This is a genomic window from Flavobacterium sp. Root420 (assembly GCF_001427905.1).
GTDB lineage: Bacteria > Bacteroidota > Bacteroidia > Flavobacteriales > Flavobacteriaceae > Flavobacterium.
The window spans coordinates 199540-221778 of sequence record NZ_LMEF01000023.1 but is presented as its reverse complement, the minus strand read 5'-3'; the positions used below and the strand labels follow the sequence as shown (position 1 = coordinate 221778).

Sequence of the window (22239 nt, the reverse complement as noted above, 5' to 3'; positions counted from 1 at the left end):
TTGTACTTCAAACAAATTTACAAATGAAAAACTTTAAAATGAAACCAAGACTAATCGCCTTTTTTGCATTAGGAATTGGATTTTTAACCTTATCATGGGGAATCGTTGGTCACGAACGTATTAACAAAGCCGCAGTAATGGCTTTGCCACGACCACTTCAAATTTTCTTCTATAATCATATTGATTTTATTACACAGGAAGCTTCTGTTCCGGACATTCGTAAATATGCCTTGAATTACAAAGACGAAAATCCAAGACATTATTTTGATATGGAAAATTTTGGTTCTGCTGACAGCCTGCCAAAAACCATGGAAGAAGCAAAGAAAAAATACGATGCTAAATTCTTGAACGACAACGGAATTTTACCTTGGTATATTGAAGATTTGATGGTTAAACTAACTAAAGCTTTTAAAGATAAAAATAGAGCAGAAATTTTATTTCTTGCTGCAGATTTAGGACATTATGTAGGTGATGCGCACATGCCATTGCATACTTCTGCAAATCATGATGGACAATTGAGCGATCAAAAAGGAATTCATTCTCTTTGGGAAAGCAGATTGCCTGAATTGTTTGCTAAAAATTATAAATTAAATGTTCCCGAAGCTCATTATTATGAAGATGTTCATAAAGCAACCTGGGATATGATTAATGACACACACAGTTTAGCGCAGCCTTTATTAGATATTGATAAAAAACTAAGAACTGCGACTCCTGAAAACCAGGTTTTTAAAATGGATGCTGACGGGAAAGTGTTAAAAAGTAAATATAATTCGGCTATTTTCTCTGATGAATATGCTAAAAAACTGCATAAAGAATTAAACGGAATGGTTGAAAATCAAATGAAAAAAGCCATTACAGCAACTGCAAGTTTTTGGTATACTGCCTGGGTAAATGCCGGAAAACCTGATTTAAGTGATTTAGATTCACCAGCAGTTACGCAAAGAAACAATCAGGCACTGAAAGACGATTTACAATTATATCAAAGCGGAGATCTATTCGGAATGCAGAATCAAAATGATTAAATTTTGTTTCAAGTTTCAAGTTTCAAGTTTCAGGTTTCAGGTTTCAGGTTTCAGGTTTCAGGTTGAAATGAGAAATAATAAATAAAAAGAAAGCCTCAAATTCAATTGAATTTGAGGCTTTCTTTTTATTATATCATAGCGAACTTTGCGTAAATCCTTCGTACATTGTGGTTAAACCTGAAACTTGAAACAAAGTAAACCTGAAACAAATATTCTTATTTCTGATATTTCTTCTTCTTCAGCATATCCGAGGCCGTCTGATAAAACGAAATAGTTTCATTGACTAAATCAGTTCTTTCTGTTTGCAACGGAATTTCATCATAATAGATTTGATATTCCGTAGCAATTCCTGGTTTAGGACTCAGCTTCAGTTCGTATTGTTTTACTATTTGTTTTGGAGATAAAATGGTTAAAACATTATCTCTTATTAATCCTAAATCCTGATAAGTTGCAATAAAAGCTCTTGGTTTATAATCAGATTTCAAAACATCCTGACCAAAAAACTTACTTTGGTAATCAAAATGTAGTAATCCAAAAAGTGTTGGCATTAAATCAATCTGTGACATTAGTTTATTACATTTTGAAGGTTTTTCACCAGGAGCAAAAATAAAAGCCGGAATTCTATATTTGCCTAACGGAAGTTGTGTTTTTCCTGCACTTGAAGCACAGTGATCAGCAACAATTACAAATACAGTATTTTTAAACCACGGTTGTTTACTCGCCATTTCAAAGAATTTTTTCAATGAATAATCGGTATATTTTACTCCACCGTCACGAGATTTAATGTCACCCGGAATATCAATTTTATTGTTTGGATAAGTAAAAGGCCTGTGATTACTCACTGTCATGATATGATTAAAGAAAGGTTTGTTTTGCTGAGCTTCGTCGTTCATAATCTTTATGGCTTTGTTGTACATATCTTCATCGCAAACGCCCCAAACATTTGAAAACGTGATTTCTTCAGGAGAAAAACTAGATTTATCTACAATTTGATATCCGTTTCCAGAATAAAAGTCCTGCATGTTATCAAAAAAAGCATCTCCGCCGTACATGAATTTTAGATTATAGCCTTTTTGTTTGAATATAAATCCCGTAGAGAATTTATTTTTATTGTCTTCTCTTTTTACAACACTTTCTCCAGCGGTTGGAGGCAAGCATAAAGTTACGGCCTCTAATCCACGAACAGTTCTGTTTCCTGCGGCATATAAATTGGTAAACTGAAGACTTTTTTGGGCCAGGCTATCTAAGAAAGGAGTAATGTTTTGTTCATTACCATAAGCTTTCATAAAATCGGCACTATAACTCTCAATAGTAATTAATACTACGTTTTTATGATTTTCGAGAGAATCTCCAGTAATCTTTCGGGTTGTATTTTCTCCGGAAATAGTAGCAAACTGTTGTTTTAAAATTGCGAAGGCTTTGTCGTTCGGAAGTGTTTTGTAAAATTTAAAGTAATCTAATTTGTTATTCTGAAAAGCCAAATAGAATTTATACAATCCATTTGCTTGTAATTCATTGACAAAAACATTTTTTGATTTTTCTGTTTTGGCCAACGTAGGAATAGCGATTAAGGAAAGGGCAAATAAACTAAGGTAAATTAAAGTGATTTTTACTTTTTCACTTACGGTTGGAATATTATCTATGTAATTTCTGGAATTTTTAAGAATAAAATAGGTAACAACTCCTGTTACTAAAAATAAAGCTGAAAATATAGGAATTACGGGATAGGATTGCATGATGTTTCCAATAACTTCATTTGTATAAATCAGGTAATTAACTGCGATGAAATTATATTTTACCCCAAATTCGTTCCAAAAAAAATATTCGCTTAAACCATTCTGAAGAATTAATAAAACGTACAGAAAGATCACAAAAGCAAATAGCCAAAATCTGATTTTATCTCTCCATTTTGGAAGAAAAAGTAATAGTGTAAAAAGTAAAGTTTTAATTCCGATAAAAATTAGAACAATCTCTGGCAGTGCCCCTCCATATTCATCAAAAATACTTTTCCCAGAAGCTACGTATAGAAATAAACTAATAAAAAACCCAAGAATAATATATCCCGAAGGTTTGTTGTATTTCGAATTCGAAATAAAAATTAGATACAACCATAAAAAAACACTCGCTACAACAAATACAAAAAAATCTGAAACAAGACCTAAGCTAAAGATTTTCACGCTCTGAAGAATTGTAAAAGAGCTTTGCGTAATGGGATGAAAAAACAGCACAATTCTTAGCAGAAAACTTATGGCAAAATAGAAAAAAGCAAGATTGTAAAAAGGGGAAAGTTTCTTGTGAAAAGTCATGTATATTATTTTTTTACAAAATTAATTCTGATTGATTAATTCGGGATTAAGTTACGCTTTTACCTTACTTAATGTTAACTTAATGTTTTCTTAAGGCAATTAAGTTTGTTTTAATCTAACATTTTGATTCTTTAATGCGTCTTAAAATATTTATCTTTGACTAATTCAAAAGAAATCTAATTTAAATTAAATAGATAATGCATATTTTAATAGTTGAAGATGAGTTAGGTATTGTTCAGTTTTTGCAACAAGGTTTGCAAGAGGAAGGTTATGAAATAACAACTGCCAATGATGGTTCAAAAGGTTTTGAATTGGTTCAGAATCAGCAATTTGATTTAATTTTATTAGATTGGATGTTGCCTAAAATCAATGGTTTGGATTTATGTAAAGCCATTAGAATTAAAGATCAAAAAACACCAATAATTTTTTTAACTGCAAAAGATACTGTTCAGGAAACTATTGAAGGCTTGAAAGCAGGTGCAAATGATTATATAAAAAAACCTTTTAGTTTTGAAGAATTGGTAGAACGTATTAAAGTTCATTTTAGAAATAGAAAAGGAACTGAAATTCTAATTTTAGGGACTATTAAAATAGATTTATCTAAACATATTGTGCTCAAAAATGACGAAGAAATAGCATTGACGCAAAGAGAATTTGAATTATTAACATATCTAATTCAAAATAAAGGAAAGGTCTGTACACGAAATCAAATCTTAAAAGATGTTTGGGAAATTAATTTTGAATATGATACTGGCGTTATAGATGTTTTTATGAATGCTATTCGAAAAAAACTCAATTTAAAGATTGAAGAAGATTATATTAAAACAATTCGCGGTATTGGTTACATTGCAAACGACTTATAAATGGCACAGCTTTCCTTTAAAAACAGAATAGCTTTAAACTATATAATTACTACTGGTTTATTGATTTTAGTGGTTTTTTCAGTGATTTATTCGATAGTAAAACATACTGTTTACAGTCACATTGATGAAAATATAAACGTTGAAATTCGGAACCATTTAGCAGAAATTAAGGTTGTTGGCAACAAAGTAATTTTAATTGATGAAGAAGAATGGAATGAGCGCGAACACAATACTGTGGATGTTAATCCGGTTTTTGTTGAGTTTTTAGATTTGAATAAAAAGATTATCGAAAAAGCGCCTAATCTAAAAACAGAAACTCTTGAATTTAAAGATTCAGTCGAAGATTATGAGTTGTTTGATACCAAAATGGGAGATCATGCTATTAGGCAAATTCAGGTGCCGCTTCATGTAAAAAAAAGACAAATAGGGTATATTATTGTTGCTATGTCATTGGCTGATTCCAAATTGGTCTTAAATAATTTATTTGACATCATGTGTTTGTCATTTTTAGCGATTTTATTATTATTATTTTTTATTGCAAGATTCTTTGCCGGACGAAGTATAAAGCCGATAAATTCGATTATAAATACTTCAAAAATAATTACAAAAGACAATCTGAAAACGCGAATTCCGTTGCCCAAAACCCGCGACGAATTGTATACGCTTTCAAAAACCATAAACAATTTATTAAACCGAATTGAAGATGCAATTGAACGTGAAAAACAGTTTACTTCCGATGCTTCCCATGAATTAAGAACACCCTTAACAGTTATTAAAGGAACTCTTGAAGTTTTAATTCGTAAACCTCGTGATAATAAAGAATATGAAGAAAAAATTAATTATTGCATAAACGAGGTAGATCATCTAAATATGCTAGTTGATCAGCTTCTTTTAATGGCTCGATTCGAAAATCAAAAACAAAATGTAAATACAGAATCTGTTTATCTGAATGCCTTAATTTTGGATGTGTTAACGCTAAATTCTGAAAAAATAAACAATAAGGAAATCAGTGTCAAATTTGATGCTGAAGAGGATTATTATATTCAATCTGATAATTTTTTGGTGATTACGATTTTGAGAAATATTATTTCAAATGCAATTAAATATACCAGTATTGGTGGGCGAGTTTTGATTTTACTTTCAAAAGAAAATGGGGAGACAATTTGTAAAATTTCAGATAACGGCATCGGAATTGCTAAAGGAGATTTAGAAGCAATTTTAAATCCTTTTTTCAGATCAAATTCTACAGATCACCCCGAAATTAAAGGAACTGGACTAGGTTTGTCAATTGTAAAAAGAACTACAGACTTGCTTGGTATAAAGTTTAAAATTGAAAGCGAAATAGAAGTAGGGACCACCGTTATTTTATGTTTTAACGAAAAAATGAAAACGTTATCGTAAATTGAAAAAATGTAATAAAAAGGTTATCTAAAATATTTTTTAACAATAAACTATCGTTAAGTTAAATTAAAAATTGCTTTTTTATGAAATTAACTAGTATATTTGCAACCGAATCGAAGAATTATAAAATAAACCAAACAATGATTTCAAATCAATTACATCATCATCATTTTCATTATTGCTCTCAGGCGATGTGTTAATGGTATGCATGTAAATCATCATATTTTAAAACCCGTTTGAGTACATCAAGCGGGTTTTTTAATTCCAATTCTTTGTACTCAAACTATTAATTCAACAAACAACTAAAAAATGAGTACTTTAAAAATTGCAATTCAAAAATCAGGTCGTTTAAACGAAGACAGCATTCAAATTCTAAGAGATTGCGGTATTTCGATTAACAACGGAAACGATCAGTTAAAAGCAGAAGCTTCCAATTTTCCTTTAGAAGTTTTATACTTGAGAAATTCAGACATTCCTCAGTATTTAATTGATGGAGTAGTAGATTTAGCCATTGTCGGCGATAATTTATTAGTAGAAAAAGGAAAACATATCGAAGTGATTCAGAAACTTGGATTCTCAAAATGCAAGGTTTCTGTAGCTGTTCCAAAAACTTTTGAATACAACTCTATTCAGGATCTAGCAGGTTTGCGTATTGCAACTTCTTATCCAAACACTGTTAACGAATATTTTAATTCTTTCGGATTGACGGTTGATATTCACCAAATTTCAGGTTCTGTAGAAATTGCACCAAACATTGGTCTTGCCGATGCTATTGTAGATATCGTTTCAAGTGGAAGCACTTTATTCAAAAATAATTTAAGAGAAGTGGAAGTGATTCTGAAAAGTGAAGCTGTTTTAGCAGTTTCTCCAAAAGTTTCTCCTGAAATTCAGAAACACATCGATACTTTAAAATTCAGAATCCAATCGGTTTTAAGAGCAAGAAATTCAAAATACATCTTGATGAATGTACCGAATGAAAAAATCGACGAGATTGGAAAAATTCTACCAGTTTTAAGAAGTTTAACCGTTTTGCCATTGGCTCAGGAAGGTTGGAGCAGCGTTCATTCCGTAATCGACAAAGATACTTTTTGGGACGTAATCGATAAATTAAAAGAAGCCGGAGCTGAAGGAATTTTGGTTTGCCCAATTGAGAAAATGGTTCTGTAGGACTTCGTCCGCTTTAGGCTTTATGCAATAAGCTTTAAGCCATTAAAACACAAAGTTAATAAAGCTTAAAGCCTATAGCTTAAAGCTTAAAGCAAAAAATAAAAATGAATAAAATAGATAATCCAAAACCAGATACCTGGTCAGATATATTAAAAAGACCAACCAAAACAATCGATGATATCGAAGTTACGGTTAAGGAAATTTTTAAGGAAGTACAGAAAAAAGGTGATGAAGCTGTTGCAAAATACACTTCAATCTTCGACGGAATTGCTCTGGACAATTATGAAGTTACTCCAGAAGAAATTGAAGAAGCTATAAATTCCATTTCAGAGGAGTTGAAAGATTCAATTCAATTGGCGAAAGCAAATATTTTAAAGTTTCATACTGCTCAAAAAACAGAGCGAATTTCAGTCGAAACTATTGAAGGCGTAAATTGCTGGCAGGAAAAAAGACCAATCCAAAAAATCGGTTTGTATATTCCGGGTGGAACCGCACCTTTATTTTCAACAGTTTTAATGTTGGCCGTTCCTGCAGAAATTGCAGGTTGCAAAGAAATTGTTTTATGTTCACCTCCAGACAAAACAGGAAAAATAAATCCGGCGATTTTATATACAGCCAATTTATGCGGTGTTACCAAAATATTAAAAGTGGGCGGAATTCAGGCAATTGCCGGAATGACGTTTGGAACACAATCGATTCCGAAAGTATATAAGATTTTCGGGCCAGGAAATCAGTTTGTAACGGTGGCAAAACAATTAGCAACACAATTTGGAGTAGCAATTGACATGCCGGCCGGACCTTCAGAATTGTTGGTTGTGGCTGATGATACTGCAGTTCCTGCATTTGTAGCATCCGATTTATTATCTCAGGCAGAACACGGAACTGATAGCCAGGTAATTTTAGTTTCAACTTCAAAAAGATTGATTGATGCTGTTGAAGCGGAAATTCAAACCCAAATTGAAGAACTTCCAAGAAAAGCAATTGCAAAAAAAGCTATAGAAAATTCGAAATTAATTTATGTAGAAAATGACCAGATTGCATTGGATTTGATCAATGAATATGGTCCCGAACATTTTATTATTTGTTCTGAATATGATGATTTTTATTGCAACGGAATTGTAAATGCAGGATCTGTTTTTATCGGTAATTATACGCCGGAAAGCGCTGGAGATTATGCATCAGGAACAAATCATACGTTGCCTACAAACGGTTACGCGAAGAATTATAGCGGAGTAAATCTGGATAGCTTTATGAAATCGATGACATTTCAGAAAATCTCTAAAACCGGAATTCTAAACATTGGAAAAGCTATTGAAATTATGGCTGAAGCCGAAGGTTTACAAGCGCATAAAAATGCTGTAACCTTGAGATTAAAGAGTATAGAGTAAAGAAAATAGAAGTTAGAACATGGAATAAAGAGGTAAGAAGCAAGATGAAAGAGTTAAAGGATAGATTCGAATCTTTATTCTTGCCTCTTGACTCTTTTCTCTCTCAAAAATAAAAATAATGGAATTCGATATAAACACAATAACACGTGAAAACGTAAAAACATTAAAACCCTATTCGTCAGCAAGAGATGAGTTTGAAGATTTTGATACTGCCGAGATGATTTTTCTGGATGCCAATGAAAATCCGTTTCAGAATGGTGTGAATCGTTACCCCGATCCACAGCAAAGTTCGGTTAAGGCAATTTTAGCTAAGAATAATAATGTAAAAACAAGCCAGATTCTATTAGGAAACGGAAGCGACGAAGTTTTGGATTTACTATTCAGAGCTTTTTGTGAACCTAAAATTGATAATATTATTTCGTTACCACCAACGTACGGAATGTACAGTGTTTTGGCTAATATTAATGCGGTAGAAAATAGAGAAGTTTTACTTTCGACAGATTTTCAGCCACAAGTAGAGAAAATTTTAGAAGCTATTGATACTAATACAAAAATCATCTTTTTATGCTCGCCAAATAACCCGACAGGAAATTCTTTCTCTGATGAAAGTGTGGTTAAATTACTTCAAAACTTTAAAGGGTTGGTTGTAATTGATGAAGCATATATTGATTTTTCAGACAAAGAAAGCTGGTTGATAGAAATAGATGAATATCCAAATTTAGTTATTACACAAACACTTTCTAAAGCGTATGGTTTAGCTGGAATTCGTCTCGGGATTTGTTATGCTTCTGAAGCTGTAATTTCGGTTTTAAATAAAATCAAGCCTCCTTATAATGTAAATGAATTAACACAACAGAGAGCAATTTCTCGTTTGAAAGATTCTGATAAAATAAAACAGGAAATAGCTTCAATTATTGAGCAAAGAGAAGAATTGCTTAAAGTTTTACTTGAAGTTAGTTTTGTAGAAAAAGTATATCCAACAGAAGCCAATTTTGTGTTGGTAAAAGTAGACGATGCCAACAAAAGATATGACGAATTAATTGCAAAAGGAATTGTTATTCGTAATAGAACAACTCAGCCATTATGCGAAAATTGTTTACGTTTTACGATTGGAATTCCAGACGAAAATGCAATATTAATTAAAGAATTGAAGTTGTTGAGCTAAAAGTTTAACCGCAAAGTTCGCAAAGAATATTACGCAAGGAACGCAAGTTATTTTGCCACAGATTTAATGATTAATCTGTGGCAGAACAAAATAATAAAATATGAAAAAAGTACTTTTTATCGATCGTGATGGAACGATTGTTTTAGAACCTGAAAATTTGCAATTGGATAGCTTGGATAAACTAGAGTTTTATCCAAAAGCTTTTCAATATTTGGCTAAAATTGCCATTGAATTAGATTATGAATTAGCTATGGTTACCAATCAGGACGGATTGGGAACAGATAGTTTTCCGGAAGATACGTTTTGGCCAACGCAGAATTTTATTTTAAAAGCCTTTGAAAATGAAGGGGTTTTGTTTGATGAAATTTTTGTTGACAGATCTTTTCCTGAAGATAATGCGCCAACACGCAAGCCCAGAACCGGAATGCTGACGAAATATTTGAATAATCCTGAGTATGATTTGAAAAATTCGTTTGTTTTAGGTGATCGTCTGACTGATGTTGAACTGGCGAAAAACCTTGGTGCGAAAGCGATTTTTATGAATATGACAGACGGAATTGGAAGTAATGAAATTTCGTCGAAACGTGAGGAATTGAATGATACGATAATCTTGCAAACGACGGACTGGAAGACTATTTATGAGTTTTTGAAGTTGGAAGCACGTTCGGCATCGATTACACGTAAAACACATGAGACCGATATTTTCATTAATGTGAATTTAGACGGAACCGGAAAAAGTAAAATAGATACGGGAATCGCCTTTTTTGATCATATGTTAGACCAGATTTCGCGTCACGGACAAATGGACTTGGAAATCTTGGTAAAAGGTGATCTAGAAGTTGATGAGCACCATACGATTGAAGATACTGCAATTGCTTTAGGCGAAGTTTTTGCAAAAGCACTAGGGAATAAATTAGGAATAGAACGTTACGGTTTCTGTTTGCCAATGGACGATTGTCTGGCGCAGGTTGCCATTGATTTTGGTGGAAGAAACTGGTTAGTTTGGGAAACCGAATTTAAACGCGAAATGGTGGGTAAAATGCCAACAGAAATGTTTTATCATTTCTTTAAATCGTTCTCAGACGGTGCTAAAGCTAATATCAATATAAAAGCAGAAGGAACCAACGAGCACCACAAAATTGAAGCGATTTTTAAAGCTTTCGCGAAAGCGATAAAAGTAGCGGTGAAAAGAGATACAGAAAAAATGATATTGCCAAGTACAAAGGGAATGTTGTAAGAAATTTTAAAACAAATGACTAAAGAAGAATTAGAATCCCAGAGGTTAGATATTGAATTTGAAAAAGCAATAGCAAAGCATGATAAAATCGTAGACGAAGGTCAAAAAAATATCATAAAGTATTTTGATAGAATACATGACAAACTTTTTAATTTTAATAATATTATTATTGCTGGGTCTTTTGCACTTTCTAAAATTGAAAATTCTGTTCCCTTATGGACTATATTAGTTCCGATATTTAATTTGATAATTATAGTTTACATTGAATTTAGGATGATGGAACTGGGACGTTTTGATGTAAAATCAGGAGAAAAAACATTAATTGAAATTAAAGATAACAGAAGGAGTATAAATAAAACAAATTTATTCTCATTACTTACAATAACAACAACTTTCGTCACAACTTGTTTTTTCTTGTATAATCTAATTTTTATTTCAAAATAAATATATCATAAACGGAATTAACTTATGGAACCTAAAAAATTTGCCAAAGCATGGATTGACTCCTGGAATTCTCATGATTTAAATGATATCATGAAGCATTATGCTGATAATATTGAAATTACAACACCAATGATAAAATTGGCAGCGGGAATTGAAAGTGGTTCACTTCAGGGAAAAGAGCAGGTGAGAACCTATTGGGAGAAAGCTTTGACAAAGGTTCCGGATTTGCATTTTGAATTAGTTAATGTTACATCAGGAGTAGATTCTGTGGCACTTTATTACAAATCGATTATGAATAAAATGGCAATCGAAGTTATGTTTTTCGATCAAAACGGGTTAGTAAATAAAATGATTGCACACTATACCGACCTGTAAATAAAAAAAATGCCTCAGGTTCTTAAAATATTAAATCCCAGAGGGGCGCTATATTTATAGAACATTGTGAATTTGTTTGTAAAAAGGCACCATCGGGGGTGGAATTAGTGAGTAATTTAAAAACCGAAATATCGCTCCGCTGGAGCTTGATTAAATAACGAGAATTATTAGCTATAAATAGTATGCTCCTCCGGAGCTGTGTAGAGATAAAAAAGTTCATTATATTGATAGTATTGAACTTAATATTAAAATAGTAATTAATGATTTTATATTGTAGAGAAATCTAAAATCTAAAATCTAAAATCTAAAATAAATTGAGGATAGTAATTATAAATTACGGAGCAGGAAATATTCAGAGCATTATGTTTGCTATTGAAAGACTGGGTTTTAAAGCTGTTTTGAGTAATAATCCCAAAGAAATTCAGCAGGCTGATAAAGTGATTTTTCCTGGGGTTGGCGAAGCGAGCTCTGCGATGAAAAAACTAAAGGAAAGCGGTTTGGATAGTTTAATTCCGACATTGAAACAGCCGGTTTTAGGAATTTGTCTTGGTATGCAATTGATGTGCAAATCATCTGAAGAAGGCGATACCAAAGGTTTAGGGATTTTTGATGTTGATGTGATTAAATTCACCCCAAAAGTAAAAGTGCCACAAATGGGTTGGAATCAGATTTATAATCTAAAATCGGATTTGTTTAAGGGGATTTCTGAAGATGAATTTATGTATTTGGTGCATAGTTTTTACGCTCCAAACTGCACCGAAGCAATTGCAACGACCAATTATGAATTAGAATATGCGTCGGCTTTGCAAAAAGACAATTTTTACGGAACACAGTTTCACCCAGAAAAAAGTGGCGCTTTAGGAGAGAAAATACTTGAGAATTTTTTAAAAATATAATGAAAGATTAGAGACTTTATGACTTTAAACTTTCGAACTTTAAGACTTAAATAAATGAGAATAATACCAGCCATAGATATCATTGACGGAAAATGTGTTCGTTTGTCAAAAGGCGATTATGATACAAAGATAATTTATAACGAAAATCCACTTGAAGTAGCTAAGTCATTCGAAGCACACGGAATCGAATATTTACATTTAGTAGATTTAGACGGTGCAAAATCGAGTAAAATTGTCAATTATAAAATTCTGGAGCAAATTGCAACACAGACCAGTTTGCAAATTGATTTTGGTGGAGGCTTAAAATCCGATGAAGATTTAAAAATTGCTTTTGAAAGTGGTGCAAGTCAAATTACGGGCGGTAGCATTGCGGTAAAAAACAGAGCAATTTTCGAAAAATGGATCTCTGAATACGGTTCAGAGAAAATCATTTTAGGTGCTGATGCAAAAGACGAAAAAATAGCAGTTTCAGGATGGATGGAAGATTCTGACGAAGATTTGATTCCGTTTATTCAGGAATATCAAATGAAAGGAATTCAATACGTTATTTGTACGGATATTGCCAAAGACGGAATGTTGGAAGGCCCAAGTTTTGATTTGTATGAAAAAATATTAAAAGAAGCCGTTGGTGTAAAATTAATAGCTTCCGGAGGAATTTCAACATTTGAAGAACTACCAAAGTTGGCGCATCTGGGTTGTGAAGGAACAATAATCGGAAAAGCGATTTATGAGGGTAGAATTTCTCTAAAACAACTAGAGAACTACATAATTAGAAAATAAGGATGAATTAGATAATGTGCCAATTAGAAAATTAGATAATTTTTGGCGTTGCGTTTAAATTATCTAATTATCAAATTTTCTAATTGGCACATTAAAAAATTGACACATTAAAAAAAAATATATGATAACTTGTCACTTAAAATACGTTATAGATCCTTATCAATTAGAGGTATTTGAAGATTATGGTAAGAGATGGATTAAGATTGTGAATCGTTTAGGGGGTCAGCATCACGGCTATTTTATGCCTTCGGAAGGAGCAAATAATATTGCGTATGCTTTATTTTCATTTCCAAGTTTTGCGGATTATGAAAATTATCGAAAAGCAATGTTTTCAAAAGACGATAAAGAATGTGTAGACGCATTTAAACTTGCAGAAGATACAAGATGTATTATAAGTTATGAAAGGACTTTTTTAAGTCCTGTATTTGAGTAGAAAAAATTAGATAATTTGTCAATTAGAAAATTAGATAATTCCCGCATTGCGAATAAATTATCTAATTATCAAATTTTCTAATTGGCACATTAATAAATAGACACAGTAGAGAAATGTTAGCAAAAAGAATCATCCCTTGTTTGGATATAAAAAACGGAAGAACCGTAAAAGGCGTTAACTTTGTTGACTTGCGCGACGCTGGTGATCCGGTGGAACTGGCGGAAATTTACTCGGCTGAAGGTGCGGATGAATTAGTTTTTCTGGATATTTCAGCTACTGAAGAACGTCGTAAAACGTTGGTTAATATGGTGCGAAGTGTGGCGGAGAAAATAAACATTCCGTTTACGGTTGGCGGTGGAATTTCATCAGTAGAAGATGTTGAAATTCTGTTGAATAATGGAGCTGATAAGGTTTCCATTAATTCATCGGCAGTCAAAAACCCTCAGTTGATCAATGATTTGGCACAGAAATTTGGAAGCCAATGCGTGGTTGTTGCTATTGATGCCAAACAAATCAACGGACAATGGATCGTACATTTAGTTGGAGGAAAAGTGCCAACAGAATTAAATTTATTTAATTGGGCTGTAGAAGTTGCTGAACGTGGAGCAGGCGAAATCTTATTCACCTCCATGGATAATGACGGGACTAAAAATGGTTTTGCCAATGAAGCTTTGGCTAAATTATCAGAATTAATCAATATTCCGATTATTGCTTCTGGCGGAGCAGGAAATATTCAGCATTTTGTAGATTCTTTTAAAGTAGGGAAGGTGGATGCAGCTTTAGCAGCGAGTGTTTTTCACTTTAAAGAAATTGAGATTAAAGCTTTGAAAGAGGAATTGAGAAATAATGGTATTGAGGTTAGGCTTTAAGAGAATAGAGTCAAGAAAATAGAACAAAGAATCAAGAATCAAGAAATAAAAATGAAGAATTCAGTAAATCTAAAATCTGAACTCTAAAATCTAAAATAAAATGAACATAGATATTAAAAGCTCACACGGCTTGATTCCAGCCATAATTCAGGATTCAGAGACAAAAAATGTTTTGATGCTGGGTTATATGAATGAAGAATCAATTCAAAAAACTATAGAAACCCAGAAAGTTACCTTTTTCAGCCGTTCCAAACAAAGACTTTGGACAAAAGGCGAGGAGAGTGGAAACTTTTTAGAACTTGTAGATATTAAAAATGACTGCGACGGCGATACGCTGTTAATTCAGGCAAAACCTGTTGGGCCAACGTGTCATACGGGCGCTGATACTTGTTGGCAGGAAGAAAACAAAGAAAATTACGGTTTCATTTCTAGTTTAGAAAACACGATCAAAACAAGAAGAGAAAATGCCGATTCTGAGAAAAGTTACGTAGCTTCATTATTCGAAAAAGGAATCAATAAAATTGCCCAAAAAGTGGGTGAAGAAGCTGTAGAAGTAGTAATTGAAGCAAAAGATGATAATGATGATTTGTTCTTGAGCGAAAGTGCTGATTTATTATTTCACTATTTGATTTTATTGCAGGCAAAAGGCTTTCAATTGAGCGATGTTGTGGATGTTTTGAAGAAACGCCAGAAGTAGTTTCGAATCTTATTAGAAATAAAAAATAGATTGCATTGTGATTTAGAGATACAGTTCTAAACATGATGCATTTTTTTATGTTTAATATTTGAAAAAAAAGTACTTTTAATACATAAAAATATTCTTTATGAGATTGTATATCTGTTTGTTGTTATTTCTAAATTCCTATTTTAATTATGGTTTTAAGAAAAATGTGTTACCATACTCGATTGTTATTTCAAAAGCAGATTTAATTGTTGACGGAGTAGTATCAAAAGTTTCAAATGACAAATATGAATTTACAATTACTCAATTTGTAAAAGGAAAATCAAGTTCCAAAATTAATGTTTCCATTTGGAAAGAATGGCTTTGCGATCCAAGGATTAAGGAATTAAAACCCGGACAGCGATTGATTTTATTTTTAGAAAAAACAGCTTATGGTAATTTTTCTCCAATTAATCAAAGCACTGGAGAGATATACGTAGATAATGATAAGTTCATAGATATATTTCTTCCCAAAGATTTTTCTAATCCTGCAATTTTAAAAAAAGGTGTTTTAATGTTTGTTGAAACCTTCAATCTTTATGGAGACTTAAATGATCGGTTTTTACAGAATGTTTATTTTATGTCTAGCAAATCTATATTTAAAATTTATAAAATGAGAAGCAACAATAAATTTTTCGATTTTTTAGTTAATGATTTGACATATTCAAACGTAAAATATAATGTCGGTTACACGATTAACCAAATAAACGATTAAACATTCACTCCACAAACTCAAACATCGCAAATTCCTCCGGTTGATGAAATCCAAATTTTAAACTTTTATAAGGTTGTAAGGCGAGATATTCAGTAGTAGTACCGTAATCGATTCTAAAAGTATTTCCTTTCCATTTTGTTCCAGTTTTAGGCTTTGAAAAATTACCATTTTGAATTTTCTCCAAACTTGAAAAAGGAATCTTAATTTCTGTAGCATAACCATCAGGAGTTATTTTACTTACTGCTTCAAGTCCTGAAATATCAAATGTCATTGACGTTTTCCATCCACCACAATCAGGAGAAATACATTTCAATAACATATCATAATGGGTCGAAAAGGCATTCACTCCAATTTCAATATAATTTTGGCTATCTCCGTCAGGATCAATAAAAATTTCCACTAAATCATCAGTATTAAATATTTGCGAATCCTTTTTCTGGGTAGATCCAACTATTTTAGAATCAGATGATTTATAAGCTATATATAGATTGTCATTATTCCACGAAAGTGAAACCATTGTATTCTGGCTAGCATTTGCACCAGAATCATGAATTATGAATGGACCTTGAAAAGCTGTTTTCCAATCTGATAAATTTCCGTCAATAATTAGCTGATCAGTTGTTTTATGAATTGGTATGTTTTGAGAATGTACTGTTATCGAGCACATAAAATATAAAAAAGAAGCAATAGAAATAGGTTTCATAAAACAATAATGGAAATTTGAAAGGGCTAAAATAAGGAAGAATTGTAAACTTTAACATTAATTTTTTCGAATCGAAATTATAAAATTATTAAAAACTTGATTCGAATGTTTACTTTTGTTGATGATTAAGTTCGTTTAAATACCTTATTTATTTCAAATTTCTAATTTATGAAAAATTACTTTGGAGGCATTATTATCACCTTTTTGGTCGGTTTTAATGCCAATGCGCAAGGGCTTCTGAATAAGTCTGAGACCGTTTTTACACATCAGGATTCTTTACGCGGAAGCATTACTAAAGAACGATCCTGGTGGGATTTAAAATACTATCATCTTGATGTGAAAGTAAATCCTGTAGATAAAACGATCAAAGGTTCAAATACTGTTAAATATACTGTTTTAACAGAATACAATAAAATGCAGATCGACTTGCAGGAACCAATGCAGATTTACAAAGTAACACAGGACGGAAAAGAATTGAAGTTTGAAAGAGACGGTAATGCTTTTTTCATCCAATTAACGGCAAAACAAAAAGTAGGAGAGACCAAAGAAATTGTAATTTCTTTTGGAGGCAAACCTAAAGAAGCCGTAAAACCACCTTGGGACGGGGGAATTACCTGGAAAAAAGATAATAACGATAAAGACTTCATCGCATCCTCTTGTCAGGGTTTAGGTGCCAGTGTTTGGTGGCCCAACAAAGACCATATGTATGATGAAGTGGAGAATATGTTGATTAGCGTTAACGTTCCGGGAGATTTGACAGATGTTTCGAACGGAAGATTGAAAAGCGTTAAAAAAGAAAAAGACGGTACTAAAACTTTTAATTGGTATGTTTCAAACCCAATTAATAATTATGGAGTAAATATCAATATTGGAGATTACGTTAATTTCTCTGAAAAATATAAAGGAGAAAAAGGAGAACTAGACTGTAATTATTATGTCTTACGCGATAATTTGGCTAAAGCCAAAGAACAGTTTAAAGATGCTCCAAGAATGCTAAAAGCGTTTGAAAATTGGTTTGGACCTTATCCGTTTTATGAAGATAGTTACAAACTGGTTGAAGCTCCTTATTTAGGAATGGAGCACCAAAGTAGTGTGACTTATGGGAATGCATATAAAAATGGTTATTTAGGTCGTGATTTAAGCGGAACTGGCTGGGGATTAAAATTCGACTTTATTATTATTCATGAGTCTGGACACGAATGGTTTGCAAACAATATTACGTATAAAGATATCGCAGACATGTGGATTCACGAGAGTTTTACAAACTACTCAGAAAGCCTTTTTGTGGAGTACTATTACGGAAAAGAAGCTGGAGCGGAATATGTTAGAGGTTGTAGAAAAAACATCCAGAACAACGCACCAATCATTGGACATTATGATGTAAATAACGAAGGATCAGGTGATATGTATCCAAAAGGAGCAAACATGTTGCATACGATTCGTCAAATTATTAATGATGATGCAAAATGGAAATCGATTTTAAGAGGTTTGAATAGTACTTTTTATCATAAAACCGTTACTTCTAAAGAAATTGAAGATTATATCAATACGCAATCGGGAATTAATTTCAACAGAGTATTTGCTCAATATTTAACTACGACTCAAATTCCGGTTTTTGAATATATGTTTAAAAACGGAACTTTAGGATATCACTGGACAAATTGTGTAGCTAAATTTGATATGCCGGTAAAAGTAAAAATAAATGGCATTGAAACCTGGTTGAAACCAACAACAGAATGGAAATCGATGAAAACAAGCAATGAAAATAGAACTTTAGAAGTTGATAAAGATTTTTATGTAACGAGTTCTAATATTGTGGAGTAATTAAATTTATGCTTTTTAGAGACGCTGCAAAATTCAGATAAAGATGAAATTAAGAAATATAGTTTTAAACTTATTAACTTTGGGATTATTTATTTCTTGTATTTCAAGTAAGAAAAAGGCATCTAAATCGGTCTTAGGGTTAAATGATACAGTTGTTGTACATCAGGAATTTAAGAAATATTTTGATTCATGTAGTGTCACCGGATCTATTGCTATCTATGATAATGTGAAACAAAAATGGATTTTGTCTGATACTATTGATACTAATGTACAAACATTACCTGCATCTACATTTAAAATTATTAACCTTCTTATTGCACTTGAAACAAAAACAATATCTGATGAGAATGAAATAATGAAATTGGTAAAAACAACAGATACGATAAAATATGGCTATAGACCCGAAATTTATCATGATATGAGTATTAAAGAAGCTTTTGAAGTTTCGGCTGGTTGGGTATTTGTGGAATTAGCAAAGAAAATAGGAAAGGAAAATTATAAAAAATATTTAACGCTAGCCAATTATGGAAATATTAATCTGTCTCAAAAAGATGCCGATTTCTGGAACTTTGGAGCTTTTGGAATTTCACCAATCAATCAGGTTGAATTTCTTAAAAAATTATACTCAGGGAAATTACCTTTTTCAAAAAGAAATATTGAAATAGTAAAACAAGTGATGCTTAGTGAGCAGAACGAGCAATATAGCATTCATTCTAAAACTGGCTGGACACGGGAAAATGGTTTTAATATTGGCTGGTGGGTTGGCTATATCAAAAATAAAAAAGGAACCTATTTTTTTGCAACGAGACTTTTACAGAATAGAAACAATAATAGAGCTAATTTTGGAAATTGCAGAAAAGAGATTACCAAATCAATATTTAAAGAACTAGCTATTGTAGATTAGATAAATGTTTACATATTCACAAAGTATGTCATTTTGATGAAGGAGAAATGACAAAAAGGCGGTGAAAACATAGTTTTCACCGCCTTTTTTATTGTAATTTAGTCCCGAAGCTTCGGGATAAAAAATTGGAATTTCAATTCTATCGACTACTCAATTTTGCCTTTTCCTTAATAATATCAGCAATTTTACGGTTTTCTATTTTGCTTTCCAGCCACGAAATAATGTCTAAATAAAGAAAAGCCCTTTTTTCATAAGTGTTTTTCTCCAATTCAATAAAACGCTCGCGCATTTTAATAAATTCCTTTTTAATATCTGTTGGATAGAAGTTATTCAGGTTTCTCAAAAATTTAATGATTTCCTTTTGAACTTCATGTAAATCATTCATTTTCAGTAAAAACTTGTACGTGCTTTTAAGATGATTTTCTAAATAATAATCTTTTCCTAACTCATAATGTGCAATCAACGATAATAGTCTCGCAAAACACATTAAATCCTCACGCATCGTTAAGTTCTTGTTATTGATGATTTTATCCAAATATAGTATGCATTCGTTATACTTTTCGTTTCCAAAATAAATAGAAGCAATTTTATAGAAAAACAACATTTCGTGATGTTCATCAAGATGATCACTGTGAATTTTTATTTTTTCCAGAATCTCCGGAATCAAATATTCACTTTCGGCAAAAGTACCTTCTAGTATATGTAAATTTAATTTATTGTTATAAACATATAGAAATGATAGTGATGCAATGTTATCGTTTACCGGAAATTTATCATCCTGAATCGTTTCCTCTAAAAGTGATAGATATTTTTTGAAATTCGATTTGTATTTCAGCATATAAAGCGATTCCAAAAAGTAATGGTTCCCTTTTAAGAAAAATACCGGATTTTGGTAAATCATATTTGGATTATCGTAAAACAGTGTAACCCATTTATAAGCATATTTATAACTTGCCAAGAAATCCTGAACAAGGAAACTGCGCCAAAGATTGGCATTATAAAACCAATACTTTTCCCTGAAACCAAATTTACTTTCGTCTAATTTTGCGGTATGTCTGTTAAAATAATCATCAATATATTTATATTCTTCGTCATTCTTTACATAACCTGTTTTTAGCATGATTCCGTATAACTGCAGCGATAAATTTGATAATTTACTCGAAATAGTATTTCTGTAATTTAATTCTTTTGCCTGAATTACCAATTCATCTGCACGGCCCTGGATACTTCGGGTAATATATTGTGATTCAATTAATTTTTCGAATTCTACAATTTCATACGCCATATATTTTTCATCATTTTCCAGCGCAATGATTTTTGTCTTATCCAGAATTTTCAAACTCTGTTTATACAATCCTTTATTATACAAAATCCCTGCAAAATCTATTTGTTCACGCAATTGATATCGAATATTCTGACTCGGAATGTTCAGTCGAATACTGACCAGAATTTGTTTGTATAGGTATGATTTTAAGTTAGATAGCTGTATTTTTTTAATGATGCCACTTTTCAGAATAAGCTTTTCATCATAGGTTTCAGACTTATCTAAAATATTAAATAACTCGATAAATTTAGTATTCGAACTTGTTTCCAATCGGCTTGCAAAAATTTTAAACTGTCTTTTTTCGGATTTGGAGAGCGATTTTATCAGAACAAATAAGAAATCTTTTTGATGGTTAGCCATTGTAAAATATAATAATATAACTTATTGATTATTAACTATTTAACTCATTATAAATTGTGTTATGAACAGTATAATTTCATTAAAATGAATTTCATACTACGTAAGTACAATATATATTTGTTATCAAGATGTGAAATTACATTAAATAAATGAATATGAATAGAGAGAAAGTTCAAATTTTTGACACCACTTTGCGCGATGGTGAACAAGTTCCAGGATGTAAGTTAGATACTAAACAAAAATTAGTTATCGCAGAACGACTAGACAAAATGGGAGTTGACGTTATCGAAGCAGGTTTTCCTGTGTCAAGTCCGGGCGATTTTTTATCGGTCTCTGAGATTTGTAAAATTGTAGAAAATGCAACCGTCTGTGGACTAACAAGAGCCGTAAAAAACGACATTGATGTTGCCGCAGCAGCTTTAAAGCATGCTAAAAGACCTAGAATCCACACCGGAATCGGAACATCTGAATCTCATATACTCCATAAATTAAATACTACCAGAGAAGATATTATAGCAAGAGCAAAATATGCTGTTTCTCACGCAAAATCATATGTAGAAGACGTTGAGTTTTACGCAGAAGATGCTGGTAGAACAGATAACGCGTTTTTAGCACAAGTTTGCGAAGAAGTAATTAAATCCGGAGCAACAGTATTAAATATTCCTGATACAACAGGATATTGTTTACCGGAAGAATACGGAGCAAAAATTAAATATTTAAGAGAAAACGTAAAAGGAATCGAAAACGTAATCCTTTCATGTCACTGTCATAATGATTTAGGAATGGCAACTGCAAACTCTATTGCAGGTGCAATAAATGGAGCGAGACAAATAGAATGTACAATTAATGGTATTGGCGAAAGAGCAGGAAACACGGCACTTGAAGAAGTAGTAATGATTTTCAAACAACATCCTTACCTTAATTTAGATACAAACATCAATACAAGAGAATTGAACGAAATGAGTCGTTTAGTTTCTGAAAGTATGGGAATGATTGTTCAGCCAAATAAAGCTATTGTAGGAGCAAATGCTTTTGCACATAGTTCAGGAATTCACCAGGATGGAGTTATCAAGAACAGAGCAACTTACGAAATCATGGATCCGCTTGATGTGGGTGTAAATGAATCTTCTATTATTTTGACGGCAAGAAGCGGAAGAGCTGCTTTGGCGTATCGTGCTAAAAAAGTAGGTTACGAGTTGACAAAAGTGCAATTAGATATTGTTTATATTGAGTTTTTGAAATTCGCCGACATTAAAAAAGAAGTTTTAGATGTTGATATTCATCAGATTATAGAAGCTTCTAAAATTCAGGGTGACTTGATCAGAAGCTAGTTAAAAAGAAA

General features: G+C 32.0%; 21 protein-coding genes. 18 read left to right on the top strand and 3 right to left on the bottom strand.

Translation table 11 applies throughout. From position 1 onward, the window contains the following. Nucleotides 1-23 precede the first annotated feature (23 nt). Complete coding sequence (locus tag ASC72_RS12995; protein WP_056191368.1) at nucleotides 24-1022, top strand: zinc dependent phospholipase C family protein; 999 nt, start codon at nucleotides 24-26, stop codon at nucleotides 1020-1022. 215 nt (nucleotides 1023-1237) lie between these two features. Here ASC72_RS12995 and ASC72_RS12990 read toward each other — a convergent pair whose 3' ends face one another. After that, nucleotides 1238-3328 (bottom strand): LTA synthase family protein, encoded by a 2091-nt coding sequence (locus ASC72_RS12990; RefSeq protein ID WP_056191366.1) that lies wholly within the window; start codon nucleotides 3326-3328, stop codon nucleotides 1238-1240. A gap of 197 nt (nucleotides 3329-3525) precedes the next feature. Between ASC72_RS12990 and ASC72_RS12985 the strand changes: the two genes are divergently transcribed. The 14 genes from ASC72_RS12985 to ASC72_RS12920 all read left to right on the top strand — a co-directional run bounded on the left by ASC72_RS12985 (nucleotide 3526) and on the right by ASC72_RS12920 (nucleotide 15782). Further along, nucleotides 3526-4191 carry a response regulator transcription factor gene (locus tag ASC72_RS12985; protein ID WP_056191365.1) on the top strand — a complete coding sequence of 222 codons (666 nt, stop codon included), beginning with the start codon at nucleotides 3526-3528 and terminating at the stop codon, nucleotides 4189-4191. Next, on the top strand, nucleotides 4192-5592 hold the full coding sequence (locus ASC72_RS12980; protein WP_056191364.1) for a HAMP domain-containing sensor histidine kinase: 1401 nt from the start codon (nucleotides 4192-4194) through the stop codon (nucleotides 5590-5592). It abuts the gene before it with no gap. A 309-nt stretch (nucleotides 5593-5901) separates the two neighbouring features. Next, complete coding sequence (hisG, locus tag ASC72_RS12975) at nucleotides 5902-6759, top strand: ATP phosphoribosyltransferase (RefSeq protein WP_056191363.1); 858 nt, start codon at nucleotides 5902-5904, stop codon at nucleotides 6757-6759. A gap of 104 nt (nucleotides 6760-6863) precedes the next feature. Further along, nucleotides 6864-8147, top strand: a complete 1284-nt coding sequence (gene hisD / locus ASC72_RS12970; protein ID WP_056191361.1) for a histidinol dehydrogenase — start codon at nucleotides 6864-6866, stop codon at nucleotides 8145-8147. Nucleotides 8148-8265: 118 nt separating this feature from the next. Next, a complete protein-coding gene (hisC, locus tag ASC72_RS12965; protein WP_056191359.1) occupies nucleotides 8266-9312 on the top strand; it encodes a histidinol-phosphate transaminase in 1047 nt (348 codons plus the stop codon). Nucleotides 9313-9412: 100 nt separating this feature from the next. Further along, complete coding sequence (gene hisB / locus ASC72_RS12960) at nucleotides 9413-10549, top strand: bifunctional histidinol-phosphatase/imidazoleglycerol-phosphate dehydratase HisB (protein ID WP_056191357.1); 1137 nt, start codon at nucleotides 9413-9415, stop codon at nucleotides 10547-10549. Between the two features lie 15 nt (nucleotides 10550-10564). After that, a complete protein-coding gene (locus ASC72_RS12955) occupies nucleotides 10565-10993 on the top strand; it encodes a hypothetical protein (protein WP_056191355.1) in 429 nt (142 codons plus the stop codon). A 24-nt stretch (nucleotides 10994-11017) separates the two neighbouring features. Then, nucleotides 11018-11368, top strand: coding sequence for a nuclear transport factor 2 family protein (locus ASC72_RS12950; RefSeq protein ID WP_056191353.1), 351 nt, complete (start codon nucleotides 11018-11020; stop codon nucleotides 11366-11368). A gap of 314 nt (nucleotides 11369-11682) precedes the next feature. Beyond that, nucleotides 11683-12264, top strand: coding sequence for an imidazole glycerol phosphate synthase subunit HisH (hisH, locus tag ASC72_RS12945; RefSeq protein ID WP_056191351.1), 582 nt, complete (start codon nucleotides 11683-11685; stop codon nucleotides 12262-12264). Between the two features lie 54 nt (nucleotides 12265-12318). Continuing rightward, nucleotides 12319-13044, top strand: coding sequence for a 1-(5-phosphoribosyl)-5-[(5-phosphoribosylamino)methylideneamino]imidazole-4-carboxamide isomerase (hisA, locus tag ASC72_RS12940; protein WP_056191349.1), 726 nt, complete (start codon nucleotides 12319-12321; stop codon nucleotides 13042-13044). Between the two features lie 121 nt (nucleotides 13045-13165). Further along, complete coding sequence (locus ASC72_RS12935) at nucleotides 13166-13477, top strand: NIPSNAP family protein (protein ID WP_056191347.1); 312 nt, start codon at nucleotides 13166-13168, stop codon at nucleotides 13475-13477. A 113-nt stretch (nucleotides 13478-13590) separates the two neighbouring features. Then, on the top strand, nucleotides 13591-14346 hold the full coding sequence (gene hisF / locus ASC72_RS12930) for an imidazole glycerol phosphate synthase subunit HisF (protein ID WP_056191345.1): 756 nt from the start codon (nucleotides 13591-13593) through the stop codon (nucleotides 14344-14346). A 100-nt stretch (nucleotides 14347-14446) separates the two neighbouring features. After that, complete coding sequence (gene hisIE, locus ASC72_RS12925) at nucleotides 14447-15043, top strand: bifunctional phosphoribosyl-AMP cyclohydrolase/phosphoribosyl-ATP diphosphatase HisIE (protein ID WP_056191343.1); 597 nt, start codon at nucleotides 14447-14449, stop codon at nucleotides 15041-15043. Between the two features lie 127 nt (nucleotides 15044-15170). Next, nucleotides 15171-15782 (top strand): hypothetical protein, encoded by a 612-nt coding sequence (locus ASC72_RS12920; RefSeq protein ID WP_056191340.1) that lies wholly within the window; start codon nucleotides 15171-15173, stop codon nucleotides 15780-15782. A gap of 4 nt (nucleotides 15783-15786) precedes the next feature. On the opposite strand, the gene ASC72_RS12915 is transcribed toward ASC72_RS12920, so the two are convergent. After that, nucleotides 15787-16485 (bottom strand): carbohydrate-binding family 9-like protein, encoded by a 699-nt coding sequence (locus ASC72_RS12915; protein ID WP_056191338.1) that lies wholly within the window; start codon nucleotides 16483-16485, stop codon nucleotides 15787-15789. Between the two features lie 168 nt (nucleotides 16486-16653). Between ASC72_RS12915 and ASC72_RS12910 the strand changes: the two genes are divergently transcribed. Both ASC72_RS12910 and ASC72_RS12905 read left to right on the top strand, forming a co-directional pair. Continuing rightward, complete coding sequence (locus ASC72_RS12910) at nucleotides 16654-18309, top strand: M1 family metallopeptidase (RefSeq protein WP_056191337.1); 1656 nt, start codon at nucleotides 16654-16656, stop codon at nucleotides 18307-18309. Between the two features lie 43 nt (nucleotides 18310-18352). Continuing rightward, nucleotides 18353-19213: a penicillin-binding transpeptidase domain-containing protein gene (locus ASC72_RS12905; protein WP_056191335.1), complete on the top strand. Its 861-nt coding sequence runs from the start codon at nucleotides 18353-18355 to the stop codon at nucleotides 19211-19213. A 139-nt stretch (nucleotides 19214-19352) separates the two neighbouring features. On the opposite strand, the gene ASC72_RS12900 is transcribed toward ASC72_RS12905, so the two are convergent. Continuing rightward, entirely contained in the window at nucleotides 19353-20897 is a 1545-nt protein-coding gene (locus tag ASC72_RS12900; RefSeq protein ID WP_056191333.1) for a hypothetical protein, read from the bottom strand. Between the two features lie 155 nt (nucleotides 20898-21052). Here ASC72_RS12900 and ASC72_RS12895 point away from each other — a divergent pair, with 155 nt between their 5' ends. Then, the gene (locus ASC72_RS12895; RefSeq protein WP_082564309.1) at nucleotides 21053-22228 is read left to right on the top strand and encodes a 2-isopropylmalate synthase; all 1176 of its coding nucleotides are present in this window, start codon (nucleotides 21053-21055) and stop codon (nucleotides 22226-22228) included. The last annotated feature ends 11 nt before the right edge of the window (nucleotides 22229-22239 follow it).

Coding starts and splice junctions, on each gene's coding strand:
- ASC72_RS12895 (WP_082564309.1), top strand. CDS start 21,053: ATGAATAGAGAGAAAGTTCAAATTTTTGACACCACTTTGCGCGATGGT.
- ASC72_RS12935 (WP_056191347.1), top strand. CDS start 13,166: ATGATAACTTGTCACTTAAAATACGTTATAGATCCTTATCAATTAGAG.
- hisA (WP_056191349.1), top strand. CDS start 12,319: ATGAGAATAATACCAGCCATAGATATCATTGACGGAAAATGTGTTCGT.
- hisD (WP_056191361.1), top strand. CDS start 6,864: ATGAATAAAATAGATAATCCAAAACCAGATACCTGGTCAGATATATTA.
- ASC72_RS12900 (WP_056191333.1), bottom strand. CDS start 20,897: ATGGCTAACCATCAAAAAGATTTCTTATTTGTTCTGATAAAATCGCTC.
- ASC72_RS12905 (WP_056191335.1), top strand. CDS start 18,353: ATGAAATTAAGAAATATAGTTTTAAACTTATTAACTTTGGGATTATTT.
- ASC72_RS12985 (WP_056191365.1), top strand. CDS start 3,526: ATGCATATTTTAATAGTTGAAGATGAGTTAGGTATTGTTCAGTTTTTG.
- ASC72_RS12955 (WP_056191355.1), top strand. CDS start 10,565: ATGACTAAAGAAGAATTAGAATCCCAGAGGTTAGATATTGAATTTGAA.
- ASC72_RS12910 (WP_056191337.1), top strand. CDS start 16,654: ATGAAAAATTACTTTGGAGGCATTATTATCACCTTTTTGGTCGGTTTT.
- hisIE (WP_056191343.1), top strand. CDS start 14,447: ATGAACATAGATATTAAAAGCTCACACGGCTTGATTCCAGCCATAATT.
- ASC72_RS12980 (WP_056191364.1), top strand. CDS start 4,192: ATGGCACAGCTTTCCTTTAAAAACAGAATAGCTTTAAACTATATAATT.
- hisG (WP_056191363.1), top strand. CDS start 5,902: ATGAGTACTTTAAAAATTGCAATTCAAAAATCAGGTCGTTTAAACGAA.
- ASC72_RS12990 (WP_056191366.1), bottom strand. CDS start 3,328: ATGACTTTTCACAAGAAACTTTCCCCTTTTTACAATCTTGCTTTTTTC.
- ASC72_RS12920 (WP_056191340.1), top strand. CDS start 15,171: ATGAGATTGTATATCTGTTTGTTGTTATTTCTAAATTCCTATTTTAAT.
- hisC (WP_056191359.1), top strand. CDS start 8,266: ATGGAATTCGATATAAACACAATAACACGTGAAAACGTAAAAACATTA.
- ASC72_RS12950 (WP_056191353.1), top strand. CDS start 11,018: ATGGAACCTAAAAAATTTGCCAAAGCATGGATTGACTCCTGGAATTCT.
- ASC72_RS12995 (WP_056191368.1), top strand. CDS start 24: ATGAAAAACTTTAAAATGAAACCAAGACTAATCGCCTTTTTTGCATTA.
- hisF (WP_056191345.1), top strand. CDS start 13,591: ATGTTAGCAAAAAGAATCATCCCTTGTTTGGATATAAAAAACGGAAGA.
- ASC72_RS12915 (WP_056191338.1), bottom strand. CDS start 16,485: ATGAAACCTATTTCTATTGCTTCTTTTTTATATTTTATGTGCTCGATA.
- hisB (WP_056191357.1), top strand. CDS start 9,413: ATGAAAAAAGTACTTTTTATCGATCGTGATGGAACGATTGTTTTAGAA.